The following is a 19,179-nucleotide window of genomic DNA, read 5'->3' as shown; positions in this document are numbered from 1 at the left end:
AATGTTTGTCGATCACGTAAAGATTTATGTTAAAGGTGGCGACGGCGGAGATGGTATGGTTGCCTTTCGTCGAGAAAAATATGTACCGAACGGTGGTCCAGCTGGTGGAGATGGTGGACATGGCGGTAATGTCGTATTTGAAGTAGAGGAAGGCTTACGTACATTAATGGATTTCCGCTATAAACGTCATTTTAAAGCACCGCGTGGCGAGCATGGTATGAGTAAAGGCATGCACGGTAAAAATGCGGAAGATTTAATTGTTAAAGTACCACCAGGTACAGTGGTTATGAATGAAGAAACAAATGCCGTTATTGCTGACTTAGTCGAGCATGGGCAACGAGCAGTTATTGCAAAAGCAGGACGAGGTGGACGTGGTAATTCTCGATTTGCTACTCCTGCCAACCCAGCGCCTGAACTTTCTGAAAAAGGTGAGCCAGGACAAGAATTAAATGTTATATTAGAGTTAAAAGTTTTAGCAGATGTAGGATTAGTTGGTTTCCCAAGTGTTGGTAAATCAACACTTTTATCTGTTGTTTCCGCGGCTAAGCCAAAAATCGGTGCTTATCATTTCACGACAATTGTACCGAATTTAGGCATGATTGAAACGGATGATCATCGAAGCTTTGCAATGGCAGATTTACCAGGGCTAATTGAAGGGGCTCATGAAGGGGTAGGATTAGGCCACCAATTTTTACGACATATTGAACGTACACGCGTTATTGTCCATGTGATTGATATGTCAGGAATGGAAGGTCGCGATCCATATGAAGATTATTTAACAATTAATGAAGAGCTAAAACAATATAATCTTCGTTTAACAGAGCGTCCACAGATTATCGTAGCCAATAAAATGGATATGCCTGATGCAGAGGAAAACTTAACAGCATTCCGCCAAAAGGTAGGGGAAGACGTTCAAATTTTCCCGATTTCTGCTGTCTCACGTCAAGGGTTAAAAGAACTGTTGTTTGCTATTGCGGATCTCTTAGAAGTTACGCCTGAATTCCCACTGTATGATGAAGTTGAGGAACAATCAGACGCAACTGTCATGTACAAGCATGAGGCGAAAGGTGAAGATTTCGAAATCACTCGTGACGATGACGGTACATTTATTATTAGTGGCTATGCAATTGAGCGTTTATTTAAAATGACGGACTTTAGCCGTGAAGATGGTATACGTCGTTTTGCTCGTCAATTGCGTGCAATGGGTGTGGACGAGGCTCTGCGTGAACGTGGAGCACAGGATGGCGATACAGTACGCCTACAAGAGTTTGAATTTGAATTTGTCGATTAAGACATGAGTTTTAGGGGAAGCGTATGAAGAATGTTGCGAATCAGCGATATTATTTAGTTCGTGAGGATGTTTTAACGGATGCAATGCAAAAAACTTTGGAGGCGAAACACTTACTGTCAAGTGGTTCAGTATCTTCCATTTGGGATGCGGTAAAGCAGGTGGATTTATCGCGAAGTGCGTTTTACAAATATCGTGATGCGGTTTTTCCTTTTCATTCAATTGTGCAGGAACGCATTTTAACAGTCTTTTTACAGCTTCAAGATAGAAAAGGAACACTTGCCAAGCTTTTAGAAACGGTGACAATTACACATTGTAATGTCTTAACGATTCATCAAACAATCCCTATTCAGGGACGTGCGAATGTTACATTGTCATTAGATGTAACAAGCATGACCTGTGATCTTGATGATCTTATCCAGCAATTAAAACGCTTAGATTTTGTGGAATCAGCGGAAGTGATTAGCTCTGGAGCATTATAAACACAGAGAGTGTTCAATCCTTTAATTTTTGACAAAATGACAAACATCGTGTTGAATAACCCCAATGGGTAAAGATACGATAACAAAGCTCAAATAAGGAGCTGTCCCAAGCGTTATTCATCACGAGGGACTGCTCCTTATTGTGCCATAAAGGAGGTAAATGCAATGACAAAGCAACAATGGGAAAATCGAATCGCCTATCTAGGACCAGAAGCATCATTTACATACTTAGCAACAAAAGCTACTTTTCCAAATGAGTGGCTTGTACCGTGTGCCACGATTCCAGAATGTATAGAGGCTGTTGCAGAGGGAAAGGTAGATTTAGCTGTCGTGCCGCTAGAAAATGCGCTAGAGGGCTCTGTATCATTAACATTAGATTACTTATTCCATGAGGCAACACTTTATGTAACTGGAGAGTTATTACTGAAAATTCAGCAGCATTTAATGGTCAATAAAGCGCAGAAGGATGATTGGCAGTCAATCGAAGGTGTTTTTTCTCATCCGCATGCACTAGCTCAATGTCATAAATATTTATTTTATCGTTTTAGTCATGTACCATTACATCAAACAACTTCAACTGCAGCAGCAGCGAAATATGTATCAGAGAATCCACAAGAGTGTATAGCGGCAGTTGGTAATGCAGCCGCAGCGGAAAAGTATGGTCTTGAAATAGTGGAGCAGAATATCCATGATTTTCATTTTAATCATACACGATTCTATGTACTGTCTAAGCAAAATAAACGATTGCCACAAGAGCTATCAGATGGGCAAGCAAAAACAACATTTATGATTACCTTACCAACAGATCGTTCAGGTGCATTACATCAGGTGCTTTCTGTTTTTGCATGGCGTCAGCTAAATTTAAGTAAAATTGAATCACGTCCATTAAAAACAGGATTAGGTGATTATTTCTTTATGATTGATGTATTAGCAGATGAAAAGGAACCGATGATGCGTGGGGCAATGGAAGAATTAGCTGCGCTAGGTTGCAAAGTAAAATCTCTAGGTACCTATTTTACTTATGTAACATCAGACGAAGCATAGTAATGTGAAGGAGGAGGAAAGAAGATGGGGGGGATTATTTTATTCGATGGTGTCTGTAATTTTTGTGATAGCACTGTTCAATTTATCATCAAACATGATCAAGCGGGCTATTTTCAATTTGCATCGCTGCAAAGCGAGGTTGGTCAATCGTTCCTCACTCAATATCATATTCCAAAGAATATAGATAGTGTAATTCTTATTGAACAAGGGAAAGTGTCTGTTGAATCTACCGCTGCGTTAAACATTTGCCGTAAATTTGATGGATTGTGGCCTTGTTTCTATGCCTTCATCCTTGTACCACCATTTATTCGCAATGCATTATATCGATTATTTGCAAAGCAACGCTATCGTTTGTTTGGGAAAAAAAGTGAATGCTTATTGCCTACGCCCGAGCAACGACAAAGATTTCTATCCTGATAGGGAAATTGCCGCCTTTAAGGGAGCAATAGTTGCGGAGAGAAGAGAAATACCCGTGCTTACGACACAATACCTGCCTTAAAAACAGAAAGCACCGTTTGAAATTAATTTTCAGACGGTGCTTTTGCTATTCATTGATCTGTCACTAAGTAACCCTTTTTTTGTAAAGCTCGCTCAATTAATGTTAAAACTTCAACAGAGGGTGCTGTGATGACATGTAAATGAATGCCACCAGTGAGAGCAGATAAATAATTGGCCTGTGTTGCATTCACACGTTCGATAAATTGTTTCACTTCATGGCGGTTGGATACCATGATTGAGGCTGTCAGTTCACCATATATCGGATGTTCAACAATGACATTTTTGACGGTTCCGCCACAGTCTACAATCGTCATTAATTCATCTTCTGTCTGCTCTGATGTATGCAAGCAAGGGAATGTTCGTTCAACGGTTTGCTGTATTTGTTCTTGATGCATATAAAGATAGCCCTGGCTTGTAGCAATAATAGGCTCATTTCTTGCCTTTAATAAAGTCATATCATTGACGATTACTTGTCTAGAAACATTGGCGAACTTAGCTAAGTCTGTCCCAGTTATAGGTCCTTTATTTTTTTTTAATTGCGCTAATAGTTGCAGTCGGCGTTCTTCGCCTAACATTTTTTTCATAAGAGATCACCCCTGCTCGTAATAAAGGAATCCGTATTCCTTATGAATTAGTGTACCATGAAGCTTTTCTAACTTGCTGAAATTTTTGTATCCAAATGAAACATTGAACATATGATACGTAGAGAGGAAGGGAGGAAAAAATTGCGTATTCATATTGTTCAAAAGGGAGATACATTGTGGAAGATTGCGAAAGAGTACGGCATTTCGTTTGAAGATTTGAAGCGGCTCAATGTCCATCTTGCCAACCCAGATTATATTGTTCCAGGCATGGAAATTATATTGCCTGAAAAAATAAACAAAGAGCCGCATAGAGATTCACATAAAGAAATGCCGAAAAAGGAAACACAAGTGCATAAGGAGACACCAAAGGAAAGTCCTAAAAAAGAGGTACAGCGACCAATGCCACCACCACCGCCAATTGTACCGCCACCACCTATGCCAATGCCAGAACCACAAATGATACCGATACCAATACCGATGCCAATGCCAATGCAGATGCCACAACAGCCGATGTGGGTACCGCAGCCTGTGGAAATGAATTGGCACCAGCAATTGGTGATGCCACAAATGGAGCAAAATGTTACAATACCACCTGTACAAATACAGCCACCACCGCCGCCAGCACCTACACCGCCACCACCACCTGTAGCTAAACCGAAGCCAATGCCAATGCCACAACCAGCACCACATCCACCAATGCATATCATGCCACAAATGCCTGCCGTACCACATTGTTCAAGTTGCCATCAGCCGATCTATCATCAGATGTGGTGGCCGATGCCAATGCAGCCGCAGGTCGAGCATTATACGATGCCACAGCAGCCAATGTCCTATGACATGCCAGATCATAAAGTTGGTGGAATGGAAGACTTTTTAGAGTCCACATCACCATTCTTCCATACGCAAGATCACCAAATGAAGCCACAAATGGATATGATGCCTGATATGAATATGGGGCAATCCTGTGGTTGTGGCACACAACCAATGATGATGCCAGATATGAACATGGGGCAATCCTGTGGTTGTGGCACACAACCAATGATGATGCCAGATATGAACATGGGTCAATCTTGTGGCTGTGGCACACAACCAATGATGATGCCAAATTGGCAAATGGACCCTTGTCATTGCCCGCCACCACCATGCCAATCAGCAACAGGTCCTTGGATGTCACCGCATTATTTCCCAGGCGGGATGACGCCTTATCGATGGTGAAAAAGCATATATTGTAGAAGAAGTAAAGCCAAATATTTGGAAATATAAGTATCGATCGAAAAATTATTTTGTCAAACGTGCAAAGCAAGTGGAAATTGCAGAGAAGGTAAGAACCATTCATCGCCAATTAGGACGTATGGAACCTTCTTTGATCCTACCATTAGTTCAGAGCGATGATGAGCAGTTAATTGTGCAAATGTGGCAAGAAGGAAGCCACGGTGCTAACTTTGCGCATAAAAAAGATCGTAAGGAATCTCTTAGACTATTAATCGCTTTACATGATACACATAAAAAGATTGCTTGGCAGCGCATGCCAGGCTTGCATACCTACTCACAGCTTTTAAAATGGCAAATGCGTCATATGCGTTTTAAAAGTAGAAGAAATGAGTTTCGAACATTTTTAACGAAAGAAGAAATTGATCAAATACTGCATTATAGTGATAAGTCATTACAATTGATTGCATTGGAAGATGCACCTGAAAAAGAGATTACGCTATTGCATGGGGATGTAGTTCATCATAATTTTTTATGGTGCTCCGATGGACAATTACGTTTAATTGATTTTGATTTAGCACACCTTGGTGAAGCGGATGACGAGTATATTTTATGGTTACATCGTGTGTTACCTGCTGTAGATTATGATCTTGGAAAGATTTTTGCAGAGTTACCTGAGCTGAAACGACTGGATAAAAGAAAGCTTCATCGCTTAAAATATCCGAATGAGTTATTACGAGAATGGCTGTTTGCTATAGATTTACCACTAGAGCAACAGCTAGTATTTTTAGATTATTTAGTACCGTTTACAAAACGAGCCCTCACCTATTGGCCAAAACTGTGGTACGATATTGATAGATTTGTCAAGAAATGACCGTCAACTGGCGGTCATTTTTGTCTGCGAACGGCGTTTCGACGCTACTTTTTGTCGAGCATTCGTTCGCTATATGCTATAATCGAAGACGATGATTGTGAGGGATTATAGATGTATGATTATTTAAAAGGACAAATTACTCGTATTACACCTGAATTTATTGTGCTGGAACAACAGGGGATTGGGTGGCAACTTAATACGCCCAATCCATTTGCTTTTCGAACATCTGCCCTTGAACAACAGATATATGTTCATTTGCATGTACGAGAGGATGCACAAGTTTTATATGGCTTCCCTAATCTAGATCAGCGTGAGTTATTCCGTAAGCTTATTTTAGTTTCAGGAATAGGACCAAAGGGCGCTTTAGCGATTTTAGCTACAGGTAATCCACAACAGGTTATTAGCGCAATTGAACGAGAGGATGAAGCGTTTTTAGTGAAATTCCCTGGAGTTGGTAAGAAAACAGCACGTCAAATGATCCTCGACTTGAAGGGCAAACTTGGTTCATTATTAGATACACTGGAGTTACCTAGTGCAGAAGATGAGTTACCTTTGTTTGGTGTGAATGCATATAAACACGAATTAGAAGAGGCCTTACTTGCCTTAATGGCACTTGGCTATTCTGAAAAAGAGCTAGAAAAAATTAAACCACAGCTAGAGGATAACGATAAACTTGAAACGACAGATGCCTTTATGAAACAAGCATTGCAACTACTGCTAAAATTAAAATAAGGAAAGGAGGAAAGGTGCATGTCTGAACGTATGATGGCAAGTGAAGCAGGCAGCTATGATGAGCAGTTTGAGTTATCTTTACGTCCTCAAAAATTAGCCCAGTATATTGGGCAACATAAAGTTAAGGAAAACTTACAAATATTCATTGAAGCGGCAAAGCTTCGCCAAGAAAGTTTAGATCATGTGTTGTTATATGGACCTCCAGGACTTGGTAAAACGACCCTAGCTGCTGTCATCGCAAATGAGATGAATGTTAACGTACGCATGACAAGTGGCCCTGCGATTGAGCGTCCAGGAGATTTGGCAGCTATTCTAAGTTCACTAGAGCCTGGAGACGTTTTATTTATTGATGAAATTCATCGCCTGCCCCGTGCTATTGAAGAAGTACTATATCCAGCAATGGAAGACTTCTGCTTAGATATTGTGGTAGGAAAAGGTCCTGAAGCACGTTCTGTACGACTTGATTTACCTCCCTTTACCCTTGTAGGTGCAACAACAAGAGCGGGTGCCCTATCTGCTCCTCTAAGAGATCGCTTTGGTGTGTTGCTGCGCCTAGAATATTATGATGACCAATCACTTGCTGAAATTGTTGTGAGAAGTGCACATTTATTTGAGGTAGAAATAGAGCAAGTAGCAGCAATGGAAATGGCGAGACGCTCACGTGGAACACCTCGAATTGCCAATCGTTTATTGAAACGAGTGCGAGATTATGCACAAGTGCTTGGAGATGGTATGATTACGGAGGGTCTTGCACAGCAAGCACTAGAGCTGTTACAAGTAGATCCTAGAGGGCTTGATCATATTGACCATAAACTTGTAACCAATATGATTGAGCGATTCCGAGGAGGCCCAGTAGGCTTAGATACTCTTGCTGCATCAATTGGTGAGGAACGGGTTACGATAGAAGATGTTTACGAGCCTTATTTGATGCAAATTGGCCTTATTCAACGTACCCCGAGAGGAAGAGTAGCCACACATTTAGCCTACGAACATTTTGGATATGAGTATCCCCAACAAACATAAAGAAGGAAGTTATTTTCATGCGTGTAGAAGATTTTGATTTTGAATTACCAGAGGAGCTTATTGCCCAAACACCATTAGTCGATCGTACAGCGAGTCGATTAATGGTCGTGACACCGGGCTCAAATAAAGTGGAGCACCACCATTTTGCTCATGTATTAGACGAGCTACATGCTGGAGACTGTCTTGTACTAAATGATACAAGAGTTTTACCTGCTCGTTTAATGGGTGTAAAAGAAGAAACAGGTGCACATATAGAAGTATTGCTACTGAAGCAAATGGCTGGTACAGATGAGTGGGAAACACTTGTAAAACCAGCAAAGCGTGTAAAGGTAGGAACAGTCATCACATTTGGTGACGGTTTATTAACAGCTACATGTACAGGTGAGCTTGAACATGGCGGACGTACATTTGAATTTCAGTATGATGGTATTTTTTATGAAATTTTAGAGCAACTTGGTGAAATGCCGTTACCTCCCTATATTCGTGAAAAACTAGAGGATAAGGATCGTTATCAAACCGTTTATGCCAAAGAGCGTGGTTCTGCTGCAGCGCCTACAGCTGGGCTGCATTTTACAGAGGAGCTATTAGCTCAAGTGAAGGCTAAAGGCGTAGAGGTTGTCTTTATTACGCTACATGTAGGCCTTGGCACTTTCCGTCCCGTTAGTGTAGACTCGATTGAGAACCATGAAATGCATGCGGAATTCTATAGTGTTACAGAACAAGCAGCAGATACAATTAATCGCGTAAAGCGTAACGGTGGCAAGGTAATAGCTGTTGGGACAACCTCTACTCGTACATTAGAGACAATTGGTTCTAAATATGAGGGAGAAGTGCGAGCAGAACAAGGTTGGACGTCTATTTTCATCTATCCAGGCTACAATTTTACGGTGGTGGATGGGTTAATCACAAACTTCCATTTACCAAAATCAACACTAGTTATGCTTGTTAGTACGCTAGCCACTCGTGAGACCATTTTAAGTGCTTATCAGCAAGCTGTAGAAGAAAGATATCGCTTCTTTAGTTTTGGTGATGCAATGTTTATACGTCCCAAAAAATAATAGTGGATAAAATCGGAGTACTGTTTTTACTTCAGATAAGAAAGGATTATTTATTTTATGACACAACCAGCAATTCGATATGAACTACTTCATACATGTAAACAAACAGGAGCACGTCTTGGCATCGTTCATACACCACACGGCTCCTTTGAAACACCAGCATTTATGCCGGTGGGCACACAAGCAACGGTGAAGACCATGTCACCAGAAGAATTAAAAGAGATGAATGCCGGTATTATTCTGTCTAATACGTACCATTTATGGCTTCGTCCAGGTAATGATATTGTCAAAGAAGCAGGCGGACTTCATAAATTTATGAACTGGGATCGTCCAATTTTAACGGATTCAGGTGGTTTCCAAGTATTTTCACTTAGTCAATTCCGAAAAATCGAAGAGGAAGGCGTTCATTTCCGTAATCACCTCAATGGAGATAAATTATTTTTGAGCCCAGAAAAGGCAATGGAAATTCAAAATGATTTAGGCTCTGATATTATGATGGCCTTTGATGAATGTCCACCATATCCTGCGACACATGATTATATGCTGAAATCAGTTGATCGTACAACGCGTTGGGCAAAACGCTGTAAGGAAGCACATCAGCGTCCAGAGGAGCAAGGCTTATTTGGCATTATTCAAGGTGGAGAGTACGAAGATTTACGCCGCCGCTCAGCAGAAGCGTTAGTAGAACTAGATTTCCCTGGCTATGCAATTGGTGGATTATCCGTTGGAGAACCGAAAGATGTGATGAACCGCGTTTTAGAATTTACTACGCCAATGATGCCTGAAAATAAACCTCGTTATTTAATGGGTGTTGGCTCACCAGATTCTTTAATTGATGGGGCAATTCGCGGTATTGATATGTTTGACTGTGTACTGCCAACACGTATTGCACGTAATGGAACACTGATGACATCAGAAGGACGTCTAGTAGTGAAAAATGCAAAATATGCACGTGACTTTGGGCCGATTGATCCGAACTGTGACTGCTATACATGTAAAAATTACTCTCGTGCCTATGTTCGTCACCTTATTCGCACGGAAGAAACGTTTGGTATTCGTTTAACATCCTATCATAATCTACACTTCCTATTAAAATTGATGGAGCAAGTGCGTGAGGCAATTCGTCAAGATCGTCTTGGTGATTTCCGTGAAGAGTTCTTTGAAAAATACGGCTTTAATGGGCCAGATGCAAAAAACTTTTAAACTAGACGAATAGGATCATTACATGCGCTAAATTAAAAAAGGACATTAGGCATCCCCTAATGTCCATCATCAATAGCAATAGTTTTGCAAATCATTCAAAACTTTGTAAAAAGTGAATATTTCTAGCAAAATATTGTCAATCATAGAAAAAATATTAGTAATTGAGAAAATTTTTGGGCTTGTCCATCGCTTTTTAATGGTGGAATAGTCTATACTAAAAAAGTGAGATTTGGAAAGGGGGCAAGATGCTATTATGGATCAATTATTAGGATTAGCACCAATATTATTAATGTTCGTTGCAATGTGGTTTATCTTAATCCGTCCAGCTAAAAAAAGACAGCAGGAAACACAAAATATGCAAAGTAGTTTGCAACGTGGAGATAAAGTCATTACAATTGGTGGTTTACACGGTGTTATTGATGCAATTGAAGACACAGCAGTGACATTAAAAATTGCTGACAATGTACGTGTGAAATTTGACCGTCAAGCAATTGGACGAATTGTCAATGACAATCAGTAACAAAGAAGAAAAGGCTTACAATAGGCGATAGCTATATTGTAAGTCTTTTTTATACAATATTGGATGGCTGTGTTTAGATGTTTTTTGCAGTTGCAGTTTTTAATTTATGAATGAATGCCTCACCAGTATCATTGCCATTAATCGTTATTCTGCTTAATGTAAATAGGGAATCGCCTTTTTTCACATGTTTATTTTGTATGACAAAGGCCATTTTAAAGCCAGCTTCCTTGGCTAATTTGATGGTGGAGGGTGAATAAATCCCATAAGGATAGCTTATTGCTATTGGTTCATATTCTAACTTTTCTTTGATTATTTTTCTTGAATGAATAAAGTCATTTCTTACCCTTTCTTCATATTCAACCTGACTCTCTAGTTGCCCATTCACAATACCAGGACCAAATACTGCGCCATTTAGTTTACCATTTTTTGAAAGTAATTTATAATGTAAGTCCCAAGTATGACTCTGGATTGTAATATAATCCTTCATTTCCTTTAATTGATCCCAATTCATCTTTGCAGTTTCATTTGGATAGTGATTGTTTCCATTCATCTCTAGGATTCGGCTTGCAATCACAAAGATTTCTGCATGCATATCATATTTTTTCAATATCGGGTAAGCTTTTTCATAATTACTAAAATACCCATCGTCAAAAGTAATTAACACTGGCTTTTGAGGTAACGGTGCTTGGTCGTTTAAGTAATCATATAATTGCTGAGCAGAAATGGCCTGATAGCCTTCCATTTTAAGTAATTTCATTTGATTTTCGAAGTTTTTGGGTGAAATAACTGTAGTGTTGTTTATATTGTCCTCTAAATGATGGTACATAAGAATAGGTATTTCCTGTTCTTGATACCCGTAAATAGGATAAGGTCTAATAAGAAAAAGGATATAAACAAAAACGAAAACAATTATTTTTTTTATCATGTCCTCACCTTGTTTGCATGTTTATTGTGATAAGCATCTAAGTTCTATGTTAGTGTGTACGAACAAGTAGGGACTATTCCTTGAAAACTGTATAAAAAACAATAAGTAAGGTCACCTTGATAGTATGGGGGTGTTTATATGGAAGAATATTACCATATTATTTTTAGAACTTGCTTTTTGTATGTGTTTATCATCATCGTTTTCCGTTTAATGGGTAAACGAGAAGTAGGTGAATTATCAGTCATCGATTTGGTCGTATTTGTATTAATTGCAGAAGTAGCAGCCTTTGCGCTAGACGATTATAAAAATCCTCTCTTTAATGCGATACTACCTATCATTATTTTGCTCTTTATTCAAATATTAAGTGCCTTTTTGTCATTAAAGTTCAAAAAAATACGTGACCTAGTGGATGGTGACCCTGCTTTATTAGTAAAAGACGGTGTTATTTTAGAGAGTGAGATGAGAAAACACCGCTATAATTTAGATGATTTATGTCAGCAATTACGAGAAAACGGAATTGCATCTGTGACAGATGTAGCGTTTGCGTATTTAGAGCCTTCAGGCAATCTTTCTGTCTATAAAAAAGATGAAAAAGCCTTTGTGTATCCATTGATTATCGACGGTGATATCCAAGAAAGACATTTATTTACTATGCATAAAGATGTGGACTGGCTAATGGGTGAGCTAGCAAAAAATAATATTACTGACAGTGAAACGGTATTTTTTTGTATTTGGGAAGACAATAAGCTGCATATCCAATTAAAGGAATCCTAGACTTTCTTCGCTAATTTTTTAATGTAACGGAAATCGGTAATACGCAACTGATTGGTAAATAATAAAAAGGTAAATAGCAAAAATAATGTCACACCACTACTTAAAATAAATGGTAGGGATAGTATTGGAATAAGGAAATACTGGGCGACGCAAACAGCAATAAAACAACTATAAGGCACGACAAACATTCTGAAGCCAGCGCGCAGGTTTTTACGTTGTCTAACTGTTGCAATATGCAAGAACGACGTTAGTAAAACCCCAAAGCCAATAGCTACAACGGCTCCTTTTTCCTGGATACCTGGTTGAGAGGCAAGTACAAACATCACAAATAGTTTACCTAGCCCACCATAGATGGAGTTCATCATGGCAGCTCTTGCCTCACCAATTGCCTGTAAGATGGAGTGTAGAGGACTTTGAATATAATAAAAATAAAAAATAGGTGCTAAAATTTTAACGTACCCACGATTTTCTTCTAAATGAAAAAGCTTCATAGCTAATTCATCTCCATGCACAAAGAAATACGTAGCAGCAAAGCACCCCACTAGCGAAGACAATCTTAGGGACACCGAAATTCGTTCCTGTAATAGTGGGATGTGCTGACGAGCGACGGCATCACTAACAGCTGGAATGAGCACAATCGATAAGGCTGTTGATACAAACGCTGGAAATAACAGTAATGGCACCAAAACACCGGAGATGACACCATATAAAATAGTGGCAGCAGAAGCGGTTAAACCGGCCACAGTCAAAGCTTTTAAAAAGATAATCGGCTCTAAAAACCAAGTGAAAGAACCAAAAAGCTTACTGCCTGCAGAGGGAAGGGCAATACGCAACATTGGTGATGCAGGATACCCTTCAATTTTAGTTTTTCGTGTCAGTAATTTCTTTTTGGAAACGATATAGTGTAGCCATAAATACAAGAATGCTACAACTTCGGCTAGCAGTGTAATGCCCATTGCCGCCGCAGCCGTGACAGCAGCATTATTGTAATTAGCCACATAGGGTAGCATCAAAGTAATGAAGCTAATACGTACAATTTGTTCGATCATTTGTGCCCATGCTGTCGGTGTTATCTTAGCAACACCTTGTAAATAGGCACGTAATAAGCCAGATCCAACTGATACTGGTACAGCAAAGAGTGCAATCCATAGTGTAAATGTTGTCTGTTCATTATGTAATAGAGTTGTTGAAATATATGGTATTGTTAGTGCAACGAGTGGCATAAAAATGATCATGCCAATGAATGACCAAAGAATGGCTGTACGCATGACACCAAAGATGTTCTCACGTTTATTTTTTGCTAGTAGTTCAGCCACTATTTTAGCCACAGCGATAGGTAGTCCTAGTTGAATGAGTGAGATGAAGAAAATAAACGCTGGATAGACGGTCATATAAATACCGACAGCCTCTTCACCAGCAATCCGCATAAATTGCATTCTATAAAAGAAGCCAAAAAGTTTAGATAAAAAAATCACAAACATTAAAAATAATGTACCTCGTACAAAAGAACTCATGCCATCCGTCCCTTCTCAAGCCGCAAAAATTCATTTACACTATTTGTATGCAAGCATGTCTTACGTTACGACTTTGATTGGAGATGATTCAAAATGAGTATGCAATATGAGCAACTATTTGAAAAGATTCGTCCGGCAATTGATAGTAAGATAGCAGAGTTCCAGCATTATCAATACAATGCTATTACAGCCGAAGAACTATGGCGCTACTGTATTGAAAAAAAATGGCGTAAAAAGAAAATTGAGCAACTACGTTTACATGAAGTCATTTCTACCATTTTTTCAGTATCACCATCTGATATCGTCTCATTTAATCAAGTAGAGTTTTTACAAAGTAATAATTGGTTTGAAGAAGTCAATACAGACGAGTTACAATTACTGCTTGGTCCAGTCAGAACGTAATCAATGATGTGTCAAATCTTACAAGATTTAAAAGAATCCTATACGTGTTGAATTGACACAAAGCGCAACCTGTTTCATAATAAGTGTGTTGCGCTTTTTTTATTTTGAATAAGTTCTTACTTACATAAGTCACTTATGCTTTTATTGACATTTGGAAGACTAGTATCTAATAATACTAAGATAAACTTGCGCGTTATGAACGATTGAATTAAGTAAAGCAACCTTTTTGAAGCACAGGTAACACGATTCTAGATGAAAAGGAGGATTAAACGTTTCAAAAGGTATTGCTAGTTACTTGTTTGGCGTGTAAGGACAGCCCTTACACCAATTCGAGGAGGATTTATTAATGAAACTAAAAAGTCGTATAGTTGCATTCCTACTGATTATCGTGCTATTGGCAGCAGGTATTAGTACGACTGTAAACGGCGTCTTAAAGGACATCAAGCTTGGTCTTGACTTACAGGGCGGGTTTGAAGTGCTTTACGAGGTAAATGAATTAAAAGAAGGACAAAAAATCACACCAGAAATTGTCACTGCAACATCCACTGCACTTGGTGAACGTGTAAATACGATGGGGGTTAGTGAACCGAGTATTCAGGTTGAGGACAAAAATCGTATTCGCGTGCAATTAGCTGGTGTTGAGGATCAGGAATCGGCACGAAAGTTACTGTCTACTTCTGCGAATTTAACATTCCGTGATGTTGATGATAATTTATTATTAGATGGAGACGATTTGAAAGCAAACGGTGCTAAAGACTCTTTTGACCAACAAAATCGTCCGATTGTATCCTTAACTTTAAAAGATGCCAAAAAATTTGCTGATATAACAAGTAAAATAGCAGCAAAACCCGCAGGTCAAAATTTATTGGTTGTATGGTTAGACTTTGAAGAGGGAGTCGATTCCTATAAAGCGGAATCACAAAAGGCAAAGCCTCGCTATGCATCGGCAGCAACTGTTAGTCAAACATTAAATACAACAGATGTTATGATTAGCGGTAACTTCTCTGTTGAAGAAACAAAAAATTTAGCAGATATTTTAAATGCAGGGGCATTGCCTGTAAAACTAGATGAAATTTACTCAACTTCTGTTGGTGCTCAATTTGGTGATGCAGCACTGAAAAGTACGATTTTTGCTGGTATTGTCGGCGTAGTAGTTATTTTCTTATTTATGCTATTCTACTATCGTTTACCAGGCTTTATTTCCATTATTACATTGGCTGTGTTCACCTTCCTAGTATTAGTGGTCTTTGACTGGATTAATGCGGTATTAACGCTCCCAGGTATTGCGGCCATTGTTCTTGGTATAGGGATGGCTGTAGATGCCAATATTTTAGCGGCTGAACGTATTCGTGAAGAGCTGCGAGTAGGCTATTCCGTTAAACAAGCCTTCCAAATTGGGTCTAAACAATCTTTATCAGCCATTATTGATGCGCAGTTGACAACTTTATTAGCTGCAGCAGTATTGTTCCAATGGGGAACAAGCTCTGTTAAAGGATTTGCTACAACATTAATTATTAGTATTTTATTGAGCTTTTTAACAGCAGTTTGGGGCTCACGTGTCCTATTAGGACTACTTGTTAACAGTGGCTATTTCAACAGTCCAGCATGGTTTGGTATTGCAAAATCCAAACAGCATAGTCTAGATGAAAATATTGGTACATTAGATTTATCAACGAAATTCGATCGATTTGACTTTGTTCATAACCGTAAGAAATTCTATACGTTCTCATTAGCCATTTTAGTGGCTGGTTTAGTGGTTCTTGGCATTTTCCGCCTCAACCTAGGTATTGATTTCTCAAGTGGTACTCGTGTCCAAATTGAATCTGACCAAACATTAACAAAAGAAGAAGTATCCAAATATCTAGATAGTATTGATTTTTCATCAGAGGATATCATACTCTCTGGTGATAAAAGTAATACAGCAGTCATTCGCTATAAAGATGACCTTACACAAGCAGAAATTATAGAATTTAAAAAAGAAGCTGGCGAAAAATATGGTCATGAACCAGCGGTAAGTACCGTATCGCCTACAGTTGGTAAGGAGCTTGTAAAAAATGCGATTAAGGCTTTATCTCTTGCAGCAATAGGGATCATCATTTATGTGGCAATTCGTTTTGAATGGCGCATGGGTATTGGTGCAATTGTTTCATTATTGCATGATGTATTCTTAATCGTTGCCGTCTTTAGCTTCATGCGTTTAGAAGTAGATATTACGTTCATTGCAGCTGTATTAACAATTGTTGGGTATTCCATCAATGATACGATCGTTACCTTTGACCGTATGCGGGAAAACTTAAATCGCTATGATACCATTAATGACCGTGAAGTATTGGCGAATATCGTGAATAAATCGCTACGTCAAACAATGGGTCGTTCGGTTAATACAGTATTAACTGTAATTATCGTTGTTGTAGCCCTATTAATTTTTGGTGCACCATCTATTCAAAACTTCTCTATCGCTTTATTGATTGGTTTGATTACAGGTATGTATTCTTCAATCTGTATCGCAGCTCAAATCTGGTATTCATTAAAAATTCGTGAAATGAAAAAAACAGATGGAAAGCTACACAAAAAAGAGAAAAAACAATGGGGTACAGACGAACCTACTGTATAAGATAGTGAGCAGGGAATGGAAAACGAATGGTTTTCTATTCTCTGCTTTTTTCATGCAAAAAAATGCTGCCTTTTAAAAAAGCAGCAGATTTTTCATATAGTATTTACAGTTTAAATTGCTGGATTAAGCCTTGTAGCTGTTGCGCATTTTCACTTAATTCTTCTGCGACAGTATTTACCTGCTGCATGGTCGCAACTTGCTCGTCAACAGATTCTGCAATCATATGAGAATTCGTTGCTGATTCGTTAGAAACATTGGCAATTTCCGTAACAGAAGCTGCAACCTGCTCTGCACTAGCAGAGATTTCTTCAGATGTGGCAGAAATTTCTTCAATTTGCTCTGTGAATGCAGCAACAGCAGAGGTGATGGAATAGAAAGCATCTCCAGCCTCATGAATTTTGGCTACGCCGTCCTTTACAGAAGCTAAACCATTGTCTACTGATGCTGCTACATTTTGCGTATCTGTTAGAATTTCTTTTGTAATAGCAACGATTTGATTGGCAGATTGATTCGATTCCTCAGCAAGTTTTCGTACCTCATCCGCTACGACTGCAAAGCCTTTCCCGTGTTCTCCTGCTCTTGCTGCTTCAATGGCAGCATTTAGTGCCAGTAAATTTGTTTGTGCTGAGATAGCTGTAATCACTGTTGTAATTTGTCCAATTTCTTCTGATTGCTTACTTAGTTTTTGCGTTAATGTTGCAATATCAGAAGTTGCTAGTGCGATCATATTCATCTGTTCTTTTGCTGTTGCAATCGTTGTACCACCTGTATGGGCAAGCTGAGTCAGATTTTCTGCATTATGATGAAGACTTTGAGTCGCCTCCGCAATGCGTTGGACCCCTGATGCAGTTTCATCCATTGCCACAGCACTTTGCTGAGAGGCACTAGCAGAAGAAGTGATATGTGTTACATTATTTTGAATTCGTTGAGCAATATTATCAGAAGTTGCGGTTACTTCTTCAGTACTAGCAGAAAGCTCTTCTGAAACGGCCGATAAATGGGATGCACTATCTTGTATGTTAGTCATTAAACCAGCTAGATTTTGTTTTAATGTATTGACTGCATTTGCAAGTATACCGATCTCATCTTTTGATTGATGGTCAAGCTCAGCAATTGTTAAATCACCTTGTGCTAATGTATCTGCTGCTCCAATAACCTTGCGTAGGGGCAGGATAATGGAGGCTTTAACCATATGCATAAAATATAAACCAATAATAATACTTGCAAGGAGAAGGCTAATAGCAATGATAATAGCGCGTGAAACGGTTTGATTAACAGATTGGTCAACATTTTGAAGCTGTTCATCGTGATAAGCTAATAATTCAGTTGTTAACTTAAAAATGTCCTTATTGTATTTTGTAACATCATTATTGATGATAGAGAGTGCTAGATCGGTGTTGCCACTATTAAACGCTTGTAAAGCTTTCTGTGAATTTGATAGTAACTCTTTTTGCAATTCCGTGATTTGCTGCATAATATTTTTTGTATAATCTGATCGAACAATAGTAGAAAGTTCATGAACTGTTTCAGGTAACAACTTTTCATAGCGCTCTAAATTGGCCTTAGCTGTTTCGTCCTTCTTATTTAAAATATAGGAGCGTAAAAATAAACCTTGAGACGCAAGTTGTTGTTGGATTTTATCTGTTAATTGGATTTGCACCATCCGATGCTTCAATACTTCTTCTAAATCATTCTGTGTTGTTTTAAATTGAATAAATGATACGATGCTTGAGATAAAAAGTAAACATGTTAAGGAAATGAATCCTATATTTAATTTTTTGCGAACGGACATAAACTTCCTACTTTCTTTTATTATATGGAAAAAATTGATGTTCTGAAATTACTATAACTTGATATATTTACATGGTCAATAGTCAAGGAATTTTCAATCGTAGGAAATCTTATTCTCCAATAAGTTTTTATAGAAGGATAATATACCTACTTTTTGATTCTGCTGATAAAATAGGAATTTTAACTTTTTTCGTCAGAATTGATTGACAATAGTATTGGATTGGCATAGAATTAAGGCTAACTTTTTGTTCGGTCAAGGTAGAAGGTCTCGGGAGCGAGGTCAGCCGCAGAACAGATGAGCTGAGTTTAGATGAGAATAGCTGAGAAATTGTTGAATAAGAGTAGTAGCCTAAGTGTGTAATAAAGAGAGTCAGTGGCTGGTGTAAACTGATTTACAGCTTATGTGAATGGACTTATGAGAGTCGCTTATAAAAAAGCGAACGTGATTCCCCACGTTATAGGGGTGCTTTCAAGGTATGGTTTACCATACCCATAAAGCACAAAAGTGAGAGCATATGCTCTAATATGAGGTGGCAACGCGGTCATAATCGTCCTCTGCAATTAGGAATAATCCTTTTTGCAGAGGGCTTTTTTATTTTCATGCAGCATTCGTCTAGACATTAGCTAAAGGAATCTTTGAAAAA

Annotated in this window: 18 protein-coding genes and 1 other annotated feature; of the genes, 14 read left to right on the top strand and 4 right to left on the bottom strand. The window is 38.7% G+C overall.

Annotation, left to right across the window (positions count from 1 at the left end; translation table 11 throughout):
* Window position 1: 1 nt before the first annotated feature.
* The 4 genes from obgE to NP781_RS14980 all read left to right on the top strand — a co-directional run bounded on the left by obgE (window position 2) and on the right by NP781_RS14980 (window position 3,231).
* Window positions 2–1,291: a GTPase ObgE gene (obgE, locus tag NP781_RS14995; RefSeq protein ID WP_036162247.1), complete on the top strand. Its 1,290-nt coding sequence runs from the start codon at window positions 2–4 to the stop codon at window positions 1,289–1,291.
* Window positions 1,292–1,314: 23 nt separating this feature from the next.
* Complete coding sequence (locus tag NP781_RS14990; protein WP_004226679.1) at window positions 1,315–1,770, top strand: ACT domain-containing protein; 456 nt, start codon at window positions 1,315–1,317, stop codon at window positions 1,768–1,770.
* Window positions 1,771–1,935: 165 nt separating this feature from the next.
* Complete coding sequence (gene pheA / locus NP781_RS14985) at window positions 1,936–2,814, top strand: prephenate dehydratase (RefSeq protein ID WP_004226680.1); 879 nt, start codon at window positions 1,936–1,938, stop codon at window positions 2,812–2,814.
* A 24-nt stretch (window positions 2,815–2,838) separates the two neighbouring features.
* Complete coding sequence (locus NP781_RS14980) at window positions 2,839–3,231, top strand: thiol-disulfide oxidoreductase DCC family protein (RefSeq protein WP_257520263.1); 393 nt, start codon at window positions 2,839–2,841, stop codon at window positions 3,229–3,231.
* Between the two features lie 131 nt (window positions 3,232–3,362).
* Here the strand turns inward: NP781_RS14980 and NP781_RS14975 are convergent, their stop codons facing one another.
* A complete protein-coding gene (locus NP781_RS14975; RefSeq protein ID WP_257520262.1) occupies window positions 3,363–3,896 on the bottom strand; it encodes a transcription repressor NadR in 534 nt (177 codons plus the stop codon).
* Window positions 3,897–4,037: 141 nt separating this feature from the next.
* Between NP781_RS14975 and NP781_RS25545 the strand changes: the two genes are divergently transcribed.
* The 7 genes from NP781_RS25545 to yajC all read left to right on the top strand — a co-directional run bounded on the left by NP781_RS25545 (window position 4,038) and on the right by yajC (window position 10,515).
* Window positions 4,038–5,111, top strand: a complete 1,074-nt coding sequence (locus NP781_RS25545) for a LysM peptidoglycan-binding domain-containing protein (protein WP_306827396.1) — start codon at window positions 4,038–4,040, stop codon at window positions 5,109–5,111.
* A gap of 88 nt (window positions 5,112–5,199) precedes the next feature.
* Entirely contained in the window at window positions 5,200–5,979 is a 780-nt protein-coding gene (locus NP781_RS14965) for an aminoglycoside phosphotransferase family protein (protein WP_257520261.1), read from the top strand.
* A 111-nt stretch (window positions 5,980–6,090) separates the two neighbouring features.
* Complete coding sequence (gene ruvA / locus NP781_RS14960; RefSeq protein ID WP_004226690.1) at window positions 6,091–6,711, top strand: Holliday junction branch migration protein RuvA; 621 nt, start codon at window positions 6,091–6,093, stop codon at window positions 6,709–6,711.
* Between the two features lie 18 nt (window positions 6,712–6,729).
* Entirely contained in the window at window positions 6,730–7,734 is a 1,005-nt protein-coding gene (gene ruvB, locus NP781_RS14955; RefSeq protein WP_221679907.1) for a Holliday junction branch migration DNA helicase RuvB, read from the top strand.
* Window positions 7,735–7,751: 17 nt separating this feature from the next.
* Window positions 7,752–8,792 (top strand): tRNA preQ1(34) S-adenosylmethionine ribosyltransferase-isomerase QueA, encoded by a 1,041-nt coding sequence (gene queA, locus NP781_RS14950; protein WP_221679909.1) that lies wholly within the window; start codon window positions 7,752–7,754, stop codon window positions 8,790–8,792.
* Window positions 8,793–8,849: 57 nt separating this feature from the next.
* Complete coding sequence (gene tgt / locus NP781_RS14945) at window positions 8,850–9,995, top strand: tRNA guanosine(34) transglycosylase Tgt (protein ID WP_016991901.1); 1,146 nt, start codon at window positions 8,850–8,852, stop codon at window positions 9,993–9,995.
* A gap of 253 nt (window positions 9,996–10,248) precedes the next feature.
* Window positions 10,249–10,515, top strand: coding sequence for a preprotein translocase subunit YajC (gene yajC / locus NP781_RS14940; RefSeq protein ID WP_004226696.1), 267 nt, complete (start codon window positions 10,249–10,251; stop codon window positions 10,513–10,515).
* A gap of 73 nt (window positions 10,516–10,588) precedes the next feature.
* On the opposite strand, the gene NP781_RS14935 is transcribed toward yajC, so the two are convergent.
* The gene (locus tag NP781_RS14935; RefSeq protein WP_257520260.1) at window positions 10,589–11,440 is read right to left on the bottom strand and encodes a polysaccharide deacetylase family protein; all 852 of its coding nucleotides are present in this window, start codon (window positions 11,438–11,440) and stop codon (window positions 10,589–10,591) included.
* Between the two features lie 138 nt (window positions 11,441–11,578).
* Here NP781_RS14935 and NP781_RS14930 point away from each other — a divergent pair, with 138 nt between their 5' ends.
* Window positions 11,579–12,214 carry a DUF421 domain-containing protein gene (locus NP781_RS14930; RefSeq protein ID WP_066036504.1) on the top strand — a complete coding sequence of 212 codons (636 nt, stop codon included), beginning with the start codon at window positions 11,579–11,581 and terminating at the stop codon, window positions 12,212–12,214.
* Here NP781_RS14930 and NP781_RS14925 read toward each other — a convergent pair.
* Entirely contained in the window at window positions 12,211–13,728 is a 1,518-nt protein-coding gene (locus NP781_RS14925) for a putative polysaccharide biosynthesis protein (RefSeq protein ID WP_004226701.1), read from the bottom strand. The two genes, NP781_RS14930 and NP781_RS14925, sit on opposite strands and share 4 nt — an antisense overlap.
* Window positions 13,729–13,821: 93 nt before the next feature.
* Here NP781_RS14925 and NP781_RS14920 point away from each other — a divergent pair, with 93 nt between their 5' ends.
* Window positions 13,822–14,130 carry a post-transcriptional regulator gene (locus tag NP781_RS14920; RefSeq protein WP_257520259.1) on the top strand — a complete coding sequence of 103 codons (309 nt, stop codon included), beginning with the start codon at window positions 13,822–13,824 and terminating at the stop codon, window positions 14,128–14,130.
* A 346-nt stretch (window positions 14,131–14,476) separates the two neighbouring features.
* Window positions 14,477–16,744, top strand: coding sequence for a protein translocase subunit SecDF (secDF, locus tag NP781_RS14915; protein WP_257520258.1), 2,268 nt, complete (start codon window positions 14,477–14,479; stop codon window positions 16,742–16,744).
* A 103-nt stretch (window positions 16,745–16,847) separates the two neighbouring features.
* Here the strand turns inward: secDF and NP781_RS14910 are convergent, their stop codons facing one another.
* Entirely contained in the window at window positions 16,848–18,536 is a 1,689-nt protein-coding gene (locus NP781_RS14910) for a methyl-accepting chemotaxis protein (protein ID WP_257520257.1), read from the bottom strand.
* A gap of 321 nt (window positions 18,537–18,857) precedes the next feature.
* Window positions 18,858–19,094: a binding site (T-box leader), on the top strand.
* Window positions 19,095–19,179 lie beyond the last annotated feature (85 nt).

The organism is Lysinibacillus sp. FN11 (genome assembly GCF_024628845.1).
GTDB classification, from domain to species: domain Bacteria; phylum Bacillota; class Bacilli; order Bacillales_A; family Planococcaceae; genus Lysinibacillus; species Lysinibacillus capsici.
This window is presented reverse-complemented; position numbering and strand designations above follow the sequence as displayed.

Coding starts and splice junctions, on each gene's coding strand:
- queA (WP_221679909.1), top strand. CDS start 7,752: ATGCGTGTAGAAGATTTTGATTTTGAATTACCAGAGGAGCTTATTGCC.
- NP781_RS14920 (WP_257520259.1), top strand. CDS start 13,822: ATGAGTATGCAATATGAGCAACTATTTGAAAAGATTCGTCCGGCAATT.
- ruvB (WP_221679907.1), top strand. CDS start 6,730: ATGTCTGAACGTATGATGGCAAGTGAAGCAGGCAGCTATGATGAGCAG.
- NP781_RS14925 (WP_004226701.1), bottom strand. CDS start 13,728: ATGAGTTCTTTTGTACGAGGTACATTATTTTTAATGTTTGTGATTTTT.
- NP781_RS14935 (WP_257520260.1), bottom strand. CDS start 11,440: ATGATAAAAAAAATAATTGTTTTCGTTTTTGTTTATATCCTTTTTCTT.
- yajC (WP_004226696.1), top strand. CDS start 10,249: ATGGATCAATTATTAGGATTAGCACCAATATTATTAATGTTCGTTGCA.
- ruvA (WP_004226690.1), top strand. CDS start 6,091: ATGTATGATTATTTAAAAGGACAAATTACTCGTATTACACCTGAATTT.
- NP781_RS14980 (WP_257520263.1), top strand. CDS start 2,839: ATGGGGGGGATTATTTTATTCGATGGTGTCTGTAATTTTTGTGATAGC.
- secDF (WP_257520258.1), top strand. CDS start 14,477: ATGAAACTAAAAAGTCGTATAGTTGCATTCCTACTGATTATCGTGCTA.
- NP781_RS14930 (WP_066036504.1), top strand. CDS start 11,579: ATGGAAGAATATTACCATATTATTTTTAGAACTTGCTTTTTGTATGTG.
- NP781_RS14975 (WP_257520262.1), bottom strand. CDS start 3,896: ATGAAAAAAATGTTAGGCGAAGAACGCCGACTGCAACTATTAGCGCAA.
- pheA (WP_004226680.1), top strand. CDS start 1,936: ATGACAAAGCAACAATGGGAAAATCGAATCGCCTATCTAGGACCAGAA.
- NP781_RS14990 (WP_004226679.1), top strand. CDS start 1,315: ATGAAGAATGTTGCGAATCAGCGATATTATTTAGTTCGTGAGGATGTT.
- NP781_RS14910 (WP_257520257.1), bottom strand. CDS start 18,536: ATGTCCGTTCGCAAAAAATTAAATATAGGATTCATTTCCTTAACATGT.
- tgt (WP_016991901.1), top strand. CDS start 8,850: ATGACACAACCAGCAATTCGATATGAACTACTTCATACATGTAAACAA.
- obgE (WP_036162247.1), top strand. CDS start 2: ATGTTTGTCGATCACGTAAAGATTTATGTTAAAGGTGGCGACGGCGGA.